The sequence below is a fragment of the Priestia aryabhattai genome, assembly GCF_023715685.1.
GTDB lineage: Bacteria > Bacillota > Bacilli > Bacillales > Bacillaceae_H > Priestia > Priestia aryabhattai_B.
The window spans coordinates 149,070-164,028 of record NZ_JAMBOQ010000005.1; the positions used below are offsets into that span (position 1 = coordinate 149,070).

General features: G+C 37.6%; 18 protein-coding genes. 15 read left to right on the forward strand and 3 right to left on the reverse strand.

Going from position 1 to position 14,959, the window contains the following annotated elements:
- Nucleotides 1–29: 29 nt before the first annotated feature.
- The 13 genes from M3225_RS21730 to fabZ all read left to right on the forward strand — a co-directional run bounded on the left by M3225_RS21730 (nucleotide 30) and on the right by fabZ (nucleotide 11,728).
- Nucleotides 30–887 (forward strand): F0F1 ATP synthase subunit gamma, encoded by an 858-nt coding sequence (locus tag M3225_RS21730; RefSeq protein ID WP_251397152.1) that lies wholly within the window; start codon nucleotides 30–32, stop codon nucleotides 885–887.
- 36 nt (nucleotides 888–923) lie between these two features.
- Nucleotides 924–2,345, forward strand: a complete 1,422-nt coding sequence (gene atpD, locus M3225_RS21735) for a F0F1 ATP synthase subunit beta (protein WP_251397155.1) — start codon at nucleotides 924–926, stop codon at nucleotides 2,343–2,345.
- Nucleotides 2,346–2,371: 26 nt separating this feature from the next.
- The gene (locus M3225_RS21740) at nucleotides 2,372–2,776 is read left to right on the forward strand and encodes a F0F1 ATP synthase subunit epsilon (protein ID WP_013059798.1); all 405 of its coding nucleotides are present in this window, start codon (nucleotides 2,372–2,374) and stop codon (nucleotides 2,774–2,776) included.
- Between the two features lie 274 nt (nucleotides 2,777–3,050).
- Complete coding sequence (locus M3225_RS21745) at nucleotides 3,051–3,287, forward strand: DUF1146 family protein (RefSeq protein ID WP_013059797.1); 237 nt, start codon at nucleotides 3,051–3,053, stop codon at nucleotides 3,285–3,287.
- Nucleotides 3,288–3,447: 160 nt separating this feature from the next.
- The gene (locus tag M3225_RS21750; protein WP_251397158.1) at nucleotides 3,448–4,188 is read left to right on the forward strand and encodes a YwmB family TATA-box binding protein; all 741 of its coding nucleotides are present in this window, start codon (nucleotides 3,448–3,450) and stop codon (nucleotides 4,186–4,188) included.
- A gap of 31 nt (nucleotides 4,189–4,219) precedes the next feature.
- Nucleotides 4,220–5,524 carry a UDP-N-acetylglucosamine 1-carboxyvinyltransferase gene (murA, locus tag M3225_RS21755; protein ID WP_013059795.1) on the forward strand — a complete coding sequence of 435 codons (1,305 nt, stop codon included), beginning with the start codon at nucleotides 4,220–4,222 and terminating at the stop codon, nucleotides 5,522–5,524.
- Nucleotides 5,525–5,686: 162 nt separating this feature from the next.
- Nucleotides 5,687–6,709 (forward strand): stage II sporulation protein D, encoded by a 1,023-nt coding sequence (gene spoIID / locus M3225_RS21760; protein ID WP_251397161.1) that lies wholly within the window; start codon nucleotides 5,687–5,689, stop codon nucleotides 6,707–6,709.
- A gap of 162 nt (nucleotides 6,710–6,871) precedes the next feature.
- The gene (locus tag M3225_RS21765; RefSeq protein ID WP_251397164.1) at nucleotides 6,872–7,702 is read left to right on the forward strand and encodes a M23 family metallopeptidase; all 831 of its coding nucleotides are present in this window, start codon (nucleotides 6,872–6,874) and stop codon (nucleotides 7,700–7,702) included.
- Between the two features lie 275 nt (nucleotides 7,703–7,977).
- A complete protein-coding gene (gene spoIIID, locus M3225_RS21770; protein ID WP_013059792.1) occupies nucleotides 7,978–8,241 on the forward strand; it encodes a sporulation transcriptional regulator SpoIIID in 264 nt (87 codons plus the stop codon).
- Nucleotides 8,242–8,427: 186 nt separating this feature from the next.
- A complete protein-coding gene (locus M3225_RS21775) occupies nucleotides 8,428–9,429 on the forward strand; it encodes a rod shape-determining protein (RefSeq protein WP_251397167.1) in 1,002 nt (333 codons plus the stop codon).
- A 111-nt stretch (nucleotides 9,430–9,540) separates the two neighbouring features.
- The gene (locus M3225_RS21780) at nucleotides 9,541–10,365 is read left to right on the forward strand and encodes a flagellar hook-basal body protein (protein WP_251397170.1); all 825 of its coding nucleotides are present in this window, start codon (nucleotides 9,541–9,543) and stop codon (nucleotides 10,363–10,365) included.
- A gap of 23 nt (nucleotides 10,366–10,388) precedes the next feature.
- Nucleotides 10,389–11,210 carry a flagellar hook-basal body protein gene (locus M3225_RS21785; RefSeq protein ID WP_251397174.1) on the forward strand — a complete coding sequence of 274 codons (822 nt, stop codon included), beginning with the start codon at nucleotides 10,389–10,391 and terminating at the stop codon, nucleotides 11,208–11,210.
- 83 nt (nucleotides 11,211–11,293) lie between these two features.
- Nucleotides 11,294–11,728: a 3-hydroxyacyl-ACP dehydratase FabZ gene (gene fabZ / locus M3225_RS21790; RefSeq protein WP_013059788.1), complete on the forward strand. Its 435-nt coding sequence runs from the start codon at nucleotides 11,294–11,296 to the stop codon at nucleotides 11,726–11,728.
- Nucleotides 11,729–11,756: 28 nt separating this feature from the next.
- On the opposite strand, the gene M3225_RS21795 is transcribed toward fabZ, so the two are convergent.
- On the reverse strand, nucleotides 11,757–12,179 hold the full coding sequence (locus M3225_RS21795) for a helix-turn-helix domain-containing protein (RefSeq protein ID WP_251397177.1): 423 nt from the start codon (nucleotides 12,177–12,179) through the stop codon (nucleotides 11,757–11,759).
- Between the two features lie 318 nt (nucleotides 12,180–12,497).
- Here M3225_RS21795 and M3225_RS21800 point away from each other — a divergent pair, with 318 nt between their 5' ends.
- Complete coding sequence (locus tag M3225_RS21800) at nucleotides 12,498–12,665, forward strand: hypothetical protein (RefSeq protein ID WP_251397180.1); 168 nt, start codon at nucleotides 12,498–12,500, stop codon at nucleotides 12,663–12,665.
- Nucleotides 12,666–12,704: 39 nt separating this feature from the next.
- On the opposite strand, the gene M3225_RS21805 is transcribed toward M3225_RS21800, so the two are convergent.
- Complete coding sequence (locus M3225_RS21805) at nucleotides 12,705–13,142, reverse strand: YwpF-like family protein (protein WP_251397183.1); 438 nt, start codon at nucleotides 13,140–13,142, stop codon at nucleotides 12,705–12,707.
- A 96-nt stretch (nucleotides 13,143–13,238) separates the two neighbouring features.
- Here M3225_RS21805 and ssb point away from each other — a divergent pair, with 96 nt between their 5' ends.
- Nucleotides 13,239–13,601 carry a single-stranded DNA-binding protein gene (ssb, locus tag M3225_RS21810; protein WP_251397186.1) on the forward strand — a complete coding sequence of 121 codons (363 nt, stop codon included), beginning with the start codon at nucleotides 13,239–13,241 and terminating at the stop codon, nucleotides 13,599–13,601.
- A gap of 228 nt (nucleotides 13,602–13,829) precedes the next feature.
- Here the strand turns inward: ssb and M3225_RS21815 are convergent, their stop codons facing one another.
- Nucleotides 13,830–14,879 carry a C40 family peptidase gene (locus tag M3225_RS21815; protein ID WP_251397189.1) on the reverse strand — a complete coding sequence of 350 codons (1,050 nt, stop codon included), beginning with the start codon at nucleotides 14,877–14,879 and terminating at the stop codon, nucleotides 13,830–13,832.
- Nucleotides 14,880–14,959 lie beyond the last annotated feature (80 nt).

A 14,959-nucleotide genomic window follows, 5' to 3' on the forward strand; every position in this document is an offset into this window, starting at 1 on the left:
TGATCTTCTAAAACAAGGTGGTGAAACCTTTGGCATCATTACGTGATATACAAACTCGAATCACATCGACGAAAAAAACGAGCCAGATTACGAAAGCAATGGAAATGGTTTCAGCTGCAAAGCTGAATAGAGCGGAACAAAATGCAAAATCGTTTGTTCCATACATGGAAAAAATTCAAGAGGTAGTCTCAAGCGTAGCCCTAGGCAGCAGAGGCGCTTCACATCCAATGTTAACTGCGCGCAGCGTGAAGAAGACTGGTTATATCGTAATCACTTCAGATCGTGGTCTAGCAGGAGCATATAACAGTAATATTTTGCGGAAAGTATCTCAAGCCATTCAAGAACGCCATCAATCGCCTGATGAATACGGTGTGATTGCAATTGGACGAGTAGGGAGAGATTTCTTCGTAAAACGCGATATTCCAGTTTTGCTTGAAATCACAGGCTTAGCAGATCAGCCAGCTTTTGCTGATATTCAAGGAATTGCTTCACAAACAGTTCAAATGTTTGCGGACGGTACGTTTGATGAACTTTACTTATACTATAATCACTTTATCAATACGATTTCACAAGAAGTGACAGAGAAGAAGCTATTGCCTCTAACAGATCTTCAACCTTCTGGTAAACTTGTTGGTTATGAATTTGAACCATCTCAAGAAGAGATTTTAGAAGTGTTACTTCCTCAGTATGCAGAGAGTTTAATTTACGGCGGCCTACTTGATGGAAAAGCAAGTGAGCATGCTGCGCGTATGACAGCAATGAAAAGTGCAACAGACAACGCGAAAGATCTTATCAATAATCTTACATTGTCATATAACCGTGCACGTCAAGCCGCAATTACCCAGGAAATTACGGAAATTGTTGGCGGAGCGGCAGCGTTAGAATAGAAAGTTTAATGGAAAAGCAAGTTAGGAGGGAACACGATGACAAAAGGACGCGTTACTCAAATCATGGGTCCAGTTGTAGACGTAAAGTTTGACAACGGACACCTTCCGGCAATTTATAACGCCCTTAAAATTTCACATAAACCGAGCAGTGCGAGTGAAGTTGCAATCGAATTAACATTAGAAGTTGCGATTCACTTAGGTGATAACACAGTTCGTACAGTAGCAATGTCATCCACTGACGGCTTAGTTCGTGGATTAGAAGTAGAAGATACAGGTGCACCAATCTCAGTACCAGTTGGTGACGTTACGTTAGGTCGTGTATTTAACGTATTAGGTGAAAAAATCGACTTAGACGCGCCAATCGATGCAGGTGCACGTCGTGATCCAATCCACCGTCAAGCGCCAAAGTTCGAAAACCTATCTACACAAGCTGAAATTCTTGAAACAGGTATTAAAGTAGTAGACTTATTAGCTCCTTACATTAAAGGTGGGAAAATCGGTCTATTCGGTGGTGCCGGTGTAGGTAAAACAGTATTAATTCAAGAATTAATCAATAACATTGCTCAAGAGCACGGCGGTATTTCGGTATTTGCTGGTGTAGGTGAGCGTACGCGTGAAGGTAATGACTTATACCATGAAATGACAGATTCTGGTGTTATTAAGAAGACGGCTATGGTATTTGGACAAATGAATGAGCCACCTGGTGCACGTCAGCGTGTTGCATTAACAGGATTAACAATGGCAGAATACTTCCGTGACGAACAAGGTCAAGACGTATTATTCTTTATCGACAATATCTTCCGTTTCACACAAGCGGGTTCAGAAGTATCAGCATTACTTGGCCGTATGCCATCAGCAGTAGGTTATCAGCCAACATTAGCGACAGAAATGGGTCAGCTTCAAGAGCGTATCACGTCAACAAGCGTAGGTTCTGTAACATCGATTCAAGCGATTTACGTACCAGCCGATGACTATACGGATCCAGCTCCAGCGACAACATTTGCTCACTTAGATGCAACAACAAACTTAGAGCGTAAATTATCAGAGATGGGTATTTATCCTGCGGTAGATCCATTAGCATCTACATCTCGCGCTTTATCTCCTGAAATTGTTGGAGAAGAGCACTATGCAATTGCGCGTCAAGTTCAACAAACGTTACAGCGTTATAAAGAGTTACAAGATATCATTGCAATCCTAGGTATGGATGAGTTATCTGATGAAGATAAACTTATTGTACAACGTGCTCGTCGCGTTCAATTCTTCTTGTCTCAAAACTTCCACGTAGCAGAACAATTTACAGGCCAAAAAGGTTCTTATGTTCCTGTAAAAGAAACTGTTAAAGGATTTAAAGAGATCTTGGAAGGTAAATACGATCATTTACCTGAAGATGCGTTCCGTTTAGTTGGTCGCATTGAAGAAGTTATTGAAAATGCGAAACGTATGGGAGTAGAAGTTTAATTTAAGGGACATAGGAGGTTTTTTAAATGAAGACAATCCATGTCAGTGTAGTGACTCCTGATGGCCCAGTTTACGAATCAGAAGTGGAAATGGTAAGTACCCGAGCACAGAGCGGTGAGCTTGGTATTTTACATGGCCATATTCCGATGGTTGCTCCTTTACAAATTGGAGCCGTCCGCTTGAAGAAAGCAAGCAGTACAGAACTTGTGGCTGTTAGCGGAGGATTTCTTGAAGTAAGACCTGACAAAGTAACAATTCTTGCACAAGCTGCTGAAACAGCTGAAGAGATTGACGTAGCTCGTGCAGAAGAAGCGAAAAAGCGCGCTGAAATGCGCCTTGATAGCAAACAAGACGACGTTGATGTTAAGCGTGCCGAAATTGCCTTAAAACGGGCAGTCAATCGTTTAGATATTAGTCAGCGTAAGTTCTAAAAAAAGCCCTCTCAAACGAATGAGAGGGCTTTTTTGCTCCATTATATAAAAGAGGAAGAACAAATAGTATTCATCGATTATTATATATCCCATTTAACTAAGCGCATCCCTTTTCGTTATTTTGCTCAATAATGGAAAAAGATCTTAAAATAGGGAATAAAATAAATGTTTTTCATGTTACCGTTTACGAATTTGCATAAGTGTGCTTTAATATGAAAAGAAGAGACGATGATCGTCTCTTCTTTTCATATGGTGTTTAAAAGGAGTGCTTTTATTGTTTGGAGGAATTGAACAGCAAACTTTACTAACCATGATTTCACATTTGATTTTTATTGTGATTACTTGGTATGCTTTGCAAGGCTTTCAAATTGAAAAGCTGATGAAACCTAATCATGTGTTTCAAGCAAAATTAATGCTTATTTTATTGACCATTACGATTTCATCAACAGTAAGTAATTTCTTTTTGGATTATTTATTTTGGTCACAGCGCATTCCCTCATTTTTTCAATGATTGGTAAGCTATGAGTCTATGATAAAATAGGCGTTCATTCATTGAAGATATACGAATTTATACGCTAATGTATGTCGCTATGTCTAAATATGACGACCCTTTTCATGTATGTATCATCGCCTTCTGGAAAGACTGATGAGTACGGAGAGGGAGTGGCGAAATGTTTAAAAAAATTAGTGTCTTTTTGGCTATTTTCATTACTGGCTTATTCGTATATCATGGAAGTTATGTGAGCAATGCCCAAAACAATGAAACTACTATTGAGAAGATTGTTCACACCTTAAATAAGCAACATGTTTCGTTAACTGAAGTATCGTTGTATGCAAGAGAAGAAGTAAAAGCTGTTACTGACCAAAAAAACTTTTATTCGCAAGCTAAAAGTATCAAAAGTAATTTTAGAGGTTTTAAATGGGAAGTGAAGAGGGAAAGAGACCTATGGAAAGCAATAGGTACACGCAAAAGTGAAGATGTGAACGAAGTCATTCTGTTAACTTATGCGATCGATGAACACAGCAATGCGTACATATCGTATCATGTAACGGGACAAGGTTTAAAAGAAAAAAATATGACCCATTTTCAAAATGTATTTCAGACAAATTATGAAAAAATTTTCCTATCAGAACCCATAATTTTCTCTTGTGCAACAGGGGAAATCAATGATAAGATGGAAAGTGTTTTGTCTGTTGAAATTCAAGACCTATTACGAGCTTTCAATGCTAAACCAGTGGAATCTCTAGTGGAAGAGTCATTTACCTCTGTTTCAGCATATACTGGACTGTGGAAAGAAGCTCTTCAAACGAAAAAGCAGGAAATGAACTTACAAATTGCATTACGCAAGACAAGAATGGGCGGTCAAACAACCATAGTTGTTGGCACACCTATCATTACGTCTGAATATTAATATAGAGAAAATGGACGCGGAGGGGAATACCTTGGAAAAAATCATCGTCCGCGGTGGAAATAGATTAAGCGGTACAGTTAAAGTTGAAGGAGCAAAAAACGCCGTTTTACCTATTATCACTGCAACCTTATTAGCTAGTGAAGGAAAAACAATTCTAAATGATGTACCAGCTCTCTCCGATGTATTTACGATTGGCGAAGTTTTAAGACATCTGAATGCAGAAGTAGATTTTGAAACAAATCGTGTAGTTGTAGATGCATCAAGAGAGTTAAAAACAGATGCACCTTTTGAATATGTAAGAAAAATGCGCGCTTCAGTACTTGTAATGGGTCCTTTATTGGCGCGTACAGGTGAGGCTCGTGTAGCTTTACCTGGCGGATGTGCGATTGGATCAAGACCGATTGATCAGCATCTTAAAGGCTTTGAGGCAATGGGTGCTAAAGTTCAAGTAGGAAATGGTTTTATTGATGCAAAAGTTGAAGGAAGACTAAAAGGTGCTAAAATTTATTTAGACTTCCCAAGTGTAGGTGCCACAGAAAATATTATGATGGCAGCAGCATTAGCGGAAGGCACTACAATTATGGAAAATGTAGCAAAAGAACCTGAGATTGTCGACTTAGCAAACTTCTTAAATGCAATGGGCGCTAAAGTTCGCGGTGCAGGAACTGGTACGATCCGTATTGAAGGTGTTAATAAATTATATGGTGCAGAACATGCAATTATTCCAGATCGCATCGAAGCTGGAACATTCATGGTAGCAGCAGCTATTACAGGTGGAAACGTACTTGTACGCGGTGCAGTAGCAGAGCACATCAGTTCACTTGTTGCTAAAATGGAAGAAATGGGTGTTGAAATTACTGAAGAAGGCGACGGCTTACGTGTTGTAGGCCCTGAAAAGCTAAAATCAGTAGATATTAAAACAATGCCTCATCCAGGGTTCCCTACGGATATGCAGTCTCAAATGATGGCATTATTATTAGCAGCAGAAGGCACAAGTATGATTACAGAAACAGTTTTTGAAAACCGCTTTATGCACGTAGAGGAGTTTCGCCGCATGAACGCTGATATTAAAATTGAAGGACGCTCTGTTATTATTAACGGACCTTCTCAACTACAAGGCGCTGAAGTAGCAGCAACAGATCTTCGTGCAGCAGCAGCGTTAACATTAGCAGGACTTGTAGCAGACGGCTATACGCGTGTAACGGAATTAAAACACCTTGATCGTGGTTATGTAAATTTCCACAATAAATTAGCCGCTTTAGGCGCTGATATTGAACGTGTAAATGACGAAACAAAGCAAGTAGAACAAACTCAACAGGCTTCAGACGTCAAGTAAATATGTCATAAAAAAAGCATCTCATGGCGAGATGCTTTTTTTGTCGTTGGACGACCCTTATGGCCGGTTTGCTGTCATAAAAGGTTGTCCACCTCCATACATATGGAATATAAGGATATAGGTGTTCCTTGTCAAAATAATAGATATGGAGGCTAGGCGTTCATGAAACAAGCAAAGCCAATCGTCGTACTAGGAGTCATCTTTTTTTTCGTTGTGTTACTCATCCCAACACTTCTCGTTGTTCCTTTTACTGAAAAGACAGATGGAAAGCTACATGAAAATGTCAAACAGACCCCAAAAACCGAAAAACTACAAAAAGTGACAGCGTCTCCCCTTGACGTCAGTGTTTATCGTACGGAAACGAAAAAAGTAGAAAAACTGCCGCTCGAAGACTATCTTGTAGGGGTAGTAGCAGCTGAAATGCCTGCTACTTTTGAACTTGAAGCACTTAAGGCTCAAAGTTTGGCAGCCAGAACCTATATTGTGCAAACTATGATGAATGGAAATAGTCATCCTCCCCAAGGAGCGGACGTGACTGATACCGTAGAGTACCAAGTATATTTAAATAAAGATGAGCTAAGAAGCAGATGGAACAAAGACTATGATTGGAAAATCAAAAAAATTCAAGAAGCAGTGAAGGATACCCAAGGTCAAATTCTTACGTACAAAAATAAGCCAATTAATGCTACGTTCTTTTCTACCAGCAATGGTTACACTGAAAATTCAGAAGCGTATTGGAAGAATTCCATTCCTTATCTAAAAAGTGTGGCTAGTCCATGGGATAAAAAGTCTCCTGAATTTACAAATCAGAAAGTAATGTCTGTTGCTAGCTTTGAACAGAGGCTTGGAGTGAAATTAACAAACAGTGGATCAGTAGGTGAAATCGTCTCTAGAACGCCCGGGCAACGCGTAGATTACGTAAAGATAAACGGTAAAGAACTGTCGGGAAAAGATGTTCGGGAAAAACTGGGTTTATCGTCAGCCGACTTTCATTGGACAAAAAAAGGTAATGAAATTATCATCAACACAAAAGGATATGGACATGGTATTGGGATGAGTCAGTACGGAGCAAATGGTATGGCACTGGAAGGAAAAACGTATAAAGATATTGTTACTCATTATTATACAGGTGTTGCGATTACTCCTAACGATCAGTTTGTTGCACAATTGACAGCTAAACGCTAATTCAAAGACCCTTATAGCAGGGTCTTTTTTTATGTTTTTCGCTTTTTTTAAATAAAATGTATATTTTAGATTCATCTGTTGAAAAATAATCGAAAAAATTTTTTTATCGCTGTGTATATATTCATTCAATTGTGTTCAGACTGATTGCTGAGGTGATGATATATGAGAGAGGAAGAAAAGAAACGTACTTCTCCAAAATCGAAAGTTCAAAAATTAGTTAGAAAGCGTTGGGTGTTCCCGGCTATCTATTTAGCGAGTGCAGCAATTATTCTTACAGCAGTCCTTTGGTTTCAAGCTAATGGAAATGATATTAGCAAAGAAGACAAAAGCAGCTATAGCCAAGACGGTACAGCTTATCGAGACGACGCTGTAGAGGTAAATGCTTCGCTTGAAAATTTAAAAATGCCAGTTGCTAGTGAAGCATCGGCTATCGTGAAAAAGCCTTTCTACGACGATCAAGCATCTGAAAAACAACAAGAAGAAGCACTAGTTTTCTACAACAATACGTATCATCCAAACACAGGTGTTGACTTAGCTGTTAAGGGAGATAAATCATTTGATGTTGTAGCAGCAGCTAGCGGTACAGTAACAAAAGCAACAAAAGATCCTTTACTAGGTTATGTAGTAGAAATTGATCACAAAGATGGTTTAGTAACACAGTATCAATCTCTTGAGAAAGCTGATGTAGAAGTAGGAGATATTGTTAAACAAGGCCAAACGATCGCAAAAGCTGGAAAAAGCTTATATAATCAAGAAGCAAAAACACATGTGCACTTTGAAGTTCGTAAAGATGGTGTAGCAATTAATCCAAGCAGTTATTTTGGGAAATCTGTTAGTTCTATCAAAGAAGTAAAAGCAGCTGAAGTGACAGAACCAAAAGACGACTCTTCTTCTGAAGAATCAAAGGATAGCGAAAAATCATCTGATGAAAAGACTAAAGAAGATAAAGATTCAAAACAACCTTCAACAGATACGTCTAAACCAAATGCATAAGGCAAGACCATAAATACGAAAAGAAGCTGGGTAAAACCGAGCTTCTTTTTTTATGAATTTTTCTAAAATGAGATGCATTATGTTAAAAAAGTAAATAAAAAACACTAAATTTTCAAAAAAATATAAGAAATCACTTGTCCTTACTGACTTTTCTAGCATATATCTGCACACAAGCTAATAAACTGTTACAAACCTATAAAGAGAATGTTAGAAAAGGGATAATATATACATTCCCTTGGATACTTCTCATATCCAATTTGGGGAGGGCGAGTAGTGTGCACGATTACATCAAAGAGAGAACTATCAAGATTGGAAAGTATATTGTAGAAACAAAGAAAACAGTTCGTGTAATTGCGAAAGAATTTGGCGTTTCGAAAAGTACTGTCCATAAAGATTTAACAGAGCGTCTACCAGAAATAAATCCTGAATTAGCAAATGAAGTAAAAGAAATTCTTGATTACCATAAATCTATTCGGCATTTGCGTGGAGGAGAAGCAACAAAATTAAAGTACAAAAAGGAAGAAGAAACTGTAAAGTAAAAAAATGCCCGATATTGCCTTTTTTATAGAGGTAGTATAGGGCATTTTAATTTTTGGATAAAATAGGTATATAATAAATATTTTTGCTAATAACAACATACATATACAAATTGTGATAAAATAGTAAATTAGGAAAAAAGAATGGTTATCATGCAAAGATATGTAAATAGAAGGAGGATTTAAGGTATGTTAGCAAAAGACATTGGTATCGATTTAGGTACAGCTAACGTCTTAATTCACGTTAAAGGCAAAGGAATTGTGTTAAATGAACCGTCTGTTGTGGCGATTGATAAAAATACAAATAGAGTGCTAGCAGTAGGAGAAGAAGCGAGACGTATGGTAGGAAGAACGCCCAGTAATATTATTGCCATTCGTCCCTTAAAAGATGGTGTTATCGCTGACTTCGAAATTACAGAGTCTATGCTCAAACACTTTATTAATAAATTAAATGTAAAAGGTTTTTTATCCAAACCTCGCATTTTAATTTGTTGTCCAACAAATATTACCTCTGTTGAACAAAAAGCAATTCGCGAAGCTGCTGAAAAGAGCGGTGGAAAAACCATTTATTTGGAAGAAGAACCAAAAGTCGCGGCTATTGGCGCTGGAATGGATATCTTTCAGCCGAGCGGAAATATGGTCGTAGATATTGGTGGAGGCACAACCGATGTGGCTGTCCTTTCAATGGGCGATATCGTAACAGCAGCTTCTATTAAGATGGCTGGTGATCGTTTTGATGCCGAAATTTTGCAGTACATTAAGCAGAAATATAAGCTCTTAATTGGAGAGCGTACAGCAGAAGAAATTAAAGTGAAAATTGGTACGGTGTTTCCTAAAGCTCGTAATGAAGAGCTGGACATTCGAGGGAGAGACATGGTTTCAGGCCTACCTCGCACGGTTACTGTATATTCTGAAGAAGTAGAGGAGGCACTTAGAGAGTCTGTCAGCGTCATTGTACAAGCGTCGAAAAGTGTATTAGAGCGTACACCTCCCGAACTTTCTGCCGATATTATAGATAGAGGCGTTATTTTAACTGGCGGCGGAGCATTGCTTCACGGTATGGATCAGCTGTTAGCGGAAGAATTAAAGGTGCCTGTGCTAATTGCAGAAAATCCGATGGATTGTGTAGCTGTTGGAACAGGTATTATGCTCGATAATATTGATAAACTATCTCGTCGCAGTATTGTTTAAATAAATGAAGACTCCTCTATTGGCTCGTTTCATACAGAGGAGTCTCTTCTTTTATCTATACTCTGTTAGCCGGCTATAACGAACAACGTTTACTTGTAAGGAGGATGAAGTATGTTTAAAGGGTTTTACACGGCAGCAGCAGGTATGCTGTCTCAGCAGCGTCAAACTGACTTATTAACGAATAACATAGCAAATGCTAATACGCCAGGATTTAAAGCAGATCAAGGTACGTTAAAGGCATTTCCTGATATGTTACTGCAACGAATGGAGTCTGAAGATTTACCCACTGACCGTAACATCTCTGTTCAGAACAAAAAGGACATAGGTACGATTAATACGGGTGTGTATATGCAAGAAACAGTTCCAAATTTTACACAAGGTGATCTTCAGCAAACATCTCAATCAACTGATATTGCATTGATGGAGCAAAATATGCCTACAAAAGAGGGCGGACTATTTTTTGTGGTACAAAGCCCTGACAATACGCCTCAATATACAAGAAACAGTAATTTTACATTAGATCAAGAAGGGTTTTTAACTACGTCTACCGGAGCTTATGTATTAAGTACAAATAATCAACCAATTCAACTGAAAAGTGAAAACTTTACAGTAGATTCACAAGGTAACGTAACGGAAAATAATCAGCAGATTGCACAAATCGATATTGCTTATGCTAGTGATTTACAAACTATTAAAAAGGCAGGGAATGGATTGTATGAAACGCTGAACAATCAGCCCTTGCCTTCAGCACAGAATAATCCAGGAATTTCTTATCAGTTAAATCAAGGATTTGTTGAACGTTCCAATGTAGATGCTACTCAAAGTATGACTGATTTACTAACGGCTTACAGAGCTTTTGAAGCAAATCAAAAAATAATGCAAGCTTACGATAGAAGTATGGATAAAGCGGCAAATGAAATTGGGCGTGTGCGCTAAAAGCAACAAGGGAGATGAGAAGGATGAACCGTACAATGATAACAGCGGCCAATACGATGGGACAGCTGCAGCAGCAGCTTGATGTAATTAGTCATAATCTATCTAATACAAATACGACAGGATATAAATCGAGAGATGCTTCATTTAATGATATGCTGTATCAACAAGTAAACAATCAAGGAGATAAGGGAACAGAAAAGCGGCTTACGCCAGCCGGAATTCGGCAAGGCACAGGCGCTTATTTAGATCAAACGAGCTTGAATATGACGCAAGGTGCTTTTCAGAATACAGATAAACTATTAGATGTAGCTTCATCAAATCCAAACGTTTATTTTCAAGTTGCAGTAAACGATTCCAAACAGCCTGTACAATATACGCGAGATGGTTCTTTTCACCTTAGCCCTGAAGGCCCGAACAATGTTAAGTTAGTAAACGGGTCTGGTCAGGATGTACTAGGAGACAATGGCCAATCTATTATTTTTAGTAAAGCGTTCAAAGATATACAAATTAATGGAAGTGGAACGATAACGGTTACTACAAACACGGGTGTTAACCAGTTTACGCTTGGGTTAACAAATGTCCAAAAGCCGCAGATGCTAGAAGCTAAAGGAGAAAATTTATTTGCCTTCCCAGCAGGGATGAATCAACCGAATATGTTTACAGATTTAACTGGAAAAGCTCGAAACACAGCAGGCATAGAGCAAGGGAAATTGGAACAGTCAAATGTAGATTTGAGTAAAGAGCTCACCGATATGTCCATTGCTCAACGTGCGTATCAGTTTAATTCCCGCTCTATTTCAATTGCAGACCAAATGATGGGCTTGGTGAATGGAATCAGAGCTTAAGCAAGTAGTTGCTTCTCAATTGAGCATTCTGTATATTGATAATAGTATCGTATGTTACATGCGGTTTGAAAGGAGACTTATTTATGCTTGATATTGAACAAATTAAAGAAATTATTCCACACCGATATCCATTTTTATTGGTCGATCGTATTTTAGAAGTGGAAGAGGGAAAAAAAGCAGTTGGTTTAAAAAACGTATCTGCCAATGAAGAATTTTTTAATGGGCATTTCCCTGACTATCCTGTGATGCCAGGGGTTTTAATTGTAGAAGCTTTGGCTCAGGTAGGAGCAGTAGCCATGCTAAAAAAAGAAGAAAACCAAGGACGTTTAGCATTTTTTGCAGGCATTGACAACTGCCGTTTTAAAAAGCAAGTAAGACCTGGCGATCAACTGCGTTTAGAGGTGGAAATTGTACGTGCGCGTGGATCTATTGGCAAAGGAAAAGGTATCGCAACTGTAGATGGAGAGTTAGTCTGCGAAACAGATATTATGTTTGCTTTAGGCGATAAAAAAGAATAGTACATAAGAGCTGCTGATGCAGCTTTTTTTATTGGCGCTGCAAAGCAGAAAAAAGTTTCTTTAATAAAGGTATAATATCCGTTAGCAACTCTTTCTGAAGGGGTGGTGACAGAGATGAAAATTGTAAGAGCAAATTTTTCAATGAGGGCTGTTTATCTATGAGTTTTAAAATTGCATCGTCGTGTGAATCAGATTCACGTTTTCTTGTTAAGTAAAGAAGTTGGAAATCATGTAAATGATCTTGTTTATAAGAGGAAGGCTCAATAAGTTGGTCTAGCGTAACTTGAAAACAATTACATAGAGATAGAAAGTCAAAAATGGAAGGCGTTTGTTTCGAACATTCCCATTTCGAAATAGTTGTACGAGAAACATTTAATTGATTTGCTAATTCTTCTTGTGAAAGTCCTCCTTTTAGCCTGAAATGCTTAATTCTTTCTCCAAAACCCTTCATATACATCACCTGATTTCGTAAAGATAAGTATATATCTTATTGTTCGAATGTAGTTCATATTCTTTCTAATATGCTAAATTCGCACAATATGAAACATATATACTTTACTTTCTTCAATAAAGGGAATAAAACCTGTTTTTATTTCTTTTTTTTCTCTAAAAAGATTCATTTTTCTGCATGGATATAAAAAAAAGAACAAAAATAGAGGTTTTTATAGTAAAAAAATCCTATTTTTTGTTCGGTATATTGAAAAAAATGGTTGAATAACGGGGAAAAATGCATTAATATACGAATTACAAAGAAAAAGGAGTGAAAAAAATGACAAATTTTTATTTGAAAAGGCAAGGTGCTCGCATAAGAGATAATCGTTTAAAACATTCTAGTCGTGCTCATTTATTTTTAGGAAAAAAAGAAAAGTACTTCTCCAGTGAATTATCTTTTCTTTATCCTTCTCATGGACCAAAGAAAAAGACCGCAAAACAATAATCCTCTCTTTTAAATCCAGACACCTTGAGATGACTTGACTTATTTTTTAGATGTACTTTTTATCGTTCTATTTCGAAGCTGCAGTTTGAACTGTTGAAGTAAATCTTGACCTGACAACCCTTGGTTAATTAAATCCTCTAAGAGCATTTCAGCATAATGAAGTCTCCGTTCTTTTAAAACACCTTTCATTAACAAACTAATACGATTTTCACCAATTGAAGTAATGGAAGCCACGGTAGCTATAAAAGTAGCCGGATCATTTGTTTCTTTCGTAATTTTAGCTTCTACCGTCACTTTTTGTTTATCTTTCAACAAAAAATGAAATTCATCGTACCATTTCTTATCGATAACTGCTTCTAAAATCCAGTTATTTTCGCCGTCTTCTCTATTAATAATAAGGCCATTAGTTAGTGAGACAGACTGACGCTTTTCTTGATCATCAACCAATTGAAATGACACAAGTTTAAATGTTTTCATTGATGTTTCCTCCTTTACGTAAAGAGTAGGTTATCCATATTATAACATGAATGAGCTTAAAGATTCCCATTATTCAATCAGTTGGAGTGGTAGACTATGATTAACCATATTGTTCTTGTAGGAAGACTGACAAAAAAACCGGAGCTTCGATATACCCATGAAGGGATTGCAGTATCTACCATTACTTTAGCAATTAATCGAACGTTTCGAAATGTTGAAGGTGAATATGATGCTGATTTTGTCAACATTACTCTGTGGAGAAAAAATGCAGAAAATACAGCTGCTTACTGTGATAAAGGAGCGGTTGTAGGTGTGGTAGGGCATGTACAAACGCGCGCATTTGAAAATAATCTTCAGCAACGAGTATATATGACCGACGTTGTGGCTGACGCTGTTAAATTTTTAAGTGGAAAGCCATCCGGTTCTTCTTCATTTAGTTCAAATCAACAAGAAGAATAAAGTTATCTAGTATGAAAGGGGGTGATTAGTTCAGCTAAGGTTTTAATTCCCCCTTATCTATCATAATAGAAGATAGATCCTCTTTAAGAGCAAGGCTCTTTCTATGTTCTCAAGAGAGAAAATTAAAGTATTCACTATCCCCGAACTATTCCTCTATTTCAGCCGTTAAATCATTTAACGGTTTTTTTGCTGTATATAAAAAGGTCTCAAAAGAGACCTTTTTATTAATTATTTAGCAAAACGTTTTGCGCCTAAGTAGCGTTGGCTCCAGTAACTATTATCTAAGCTCGCGATGGTTACACCTGTAGAAGATCCAGCATGAATAAATTGACGATTACCAAGGTAAATGCCCATATGTGTAGGACCGCTAGAGTATGTATTAAAAAACACTAAGTCTCCAGGCTGTGGATTACTTACGGATGTTGATACACTCCAATAACCAGCCGTCGTATAGCGCGTTGTAGAAATTTGTTGTTTCATTACGTAATAAATGAATCCGCTGCAGTCAAAGCCAGAAGGAGTTGTCCCCCCCCACTTGTAAGGAACGCCTATATAACGTTTTGCATCTGAAATCATTTGCGATACATTTAATGTTCCGTTAGAAGTTGAAGGTGTGGATGTACTTGGTTTTGTTGTTGTTGGCTTGGTTGTTTGGCTGCTTTTTGATACCTTTAATTGTTGATTTACATAAATCGTATTAGACGTTAATCCGTTTATTTGTTTTAATTCGCTGACGCTCATGTGAAATGCCGAAGCAATTTTAGACAGGCTATCTCCATGCTGAACCTTGTAAGTTCCGTTTGCATCCTTAGAAGGAGTTTCTGCTGGTTTACTCGTAGTTGGAGTCGATGCGCTGTTGCTTCCATTTACTTTTAACGTTTGGTTAATATAAATGATGTTGGAAGAAAGAGCGTTCAAACGTTTTAATTCTTCTACGCTCATATTAAAACGAGTAGCAACTTTCCAAAGGGTATCGCCGCTTTGAACTTTATAGGTTGAACCATTAGCAGGAGCTGAAGGCTTTTCTTCCTTATTAGATGGTTGAGAGGTTGAAGCAGAAGGAATCGATAACTTTTGTCCTATGCGAATTGTATTTGAAGATAACTTATTTATGCTTTTTAAAGCTTCTACCGTTGTATGATATTTGGTAGATAATGACCAAAGGGTATCTCCAGCTTTCACTTGAACAGTTGAAGCAGATGCTTCAGCTGAAGCTTGATATAAGAATGTTCCGCCAACAATGGTGCCTAGAGATAAAGCGAGCTGCCTTTTTTTCATTAATAAATCCCCCTAATTATGTAAATGTTTCGTATTTATTTTTCCAATATATCTATTAAATTACAAAAGTATATATGTAT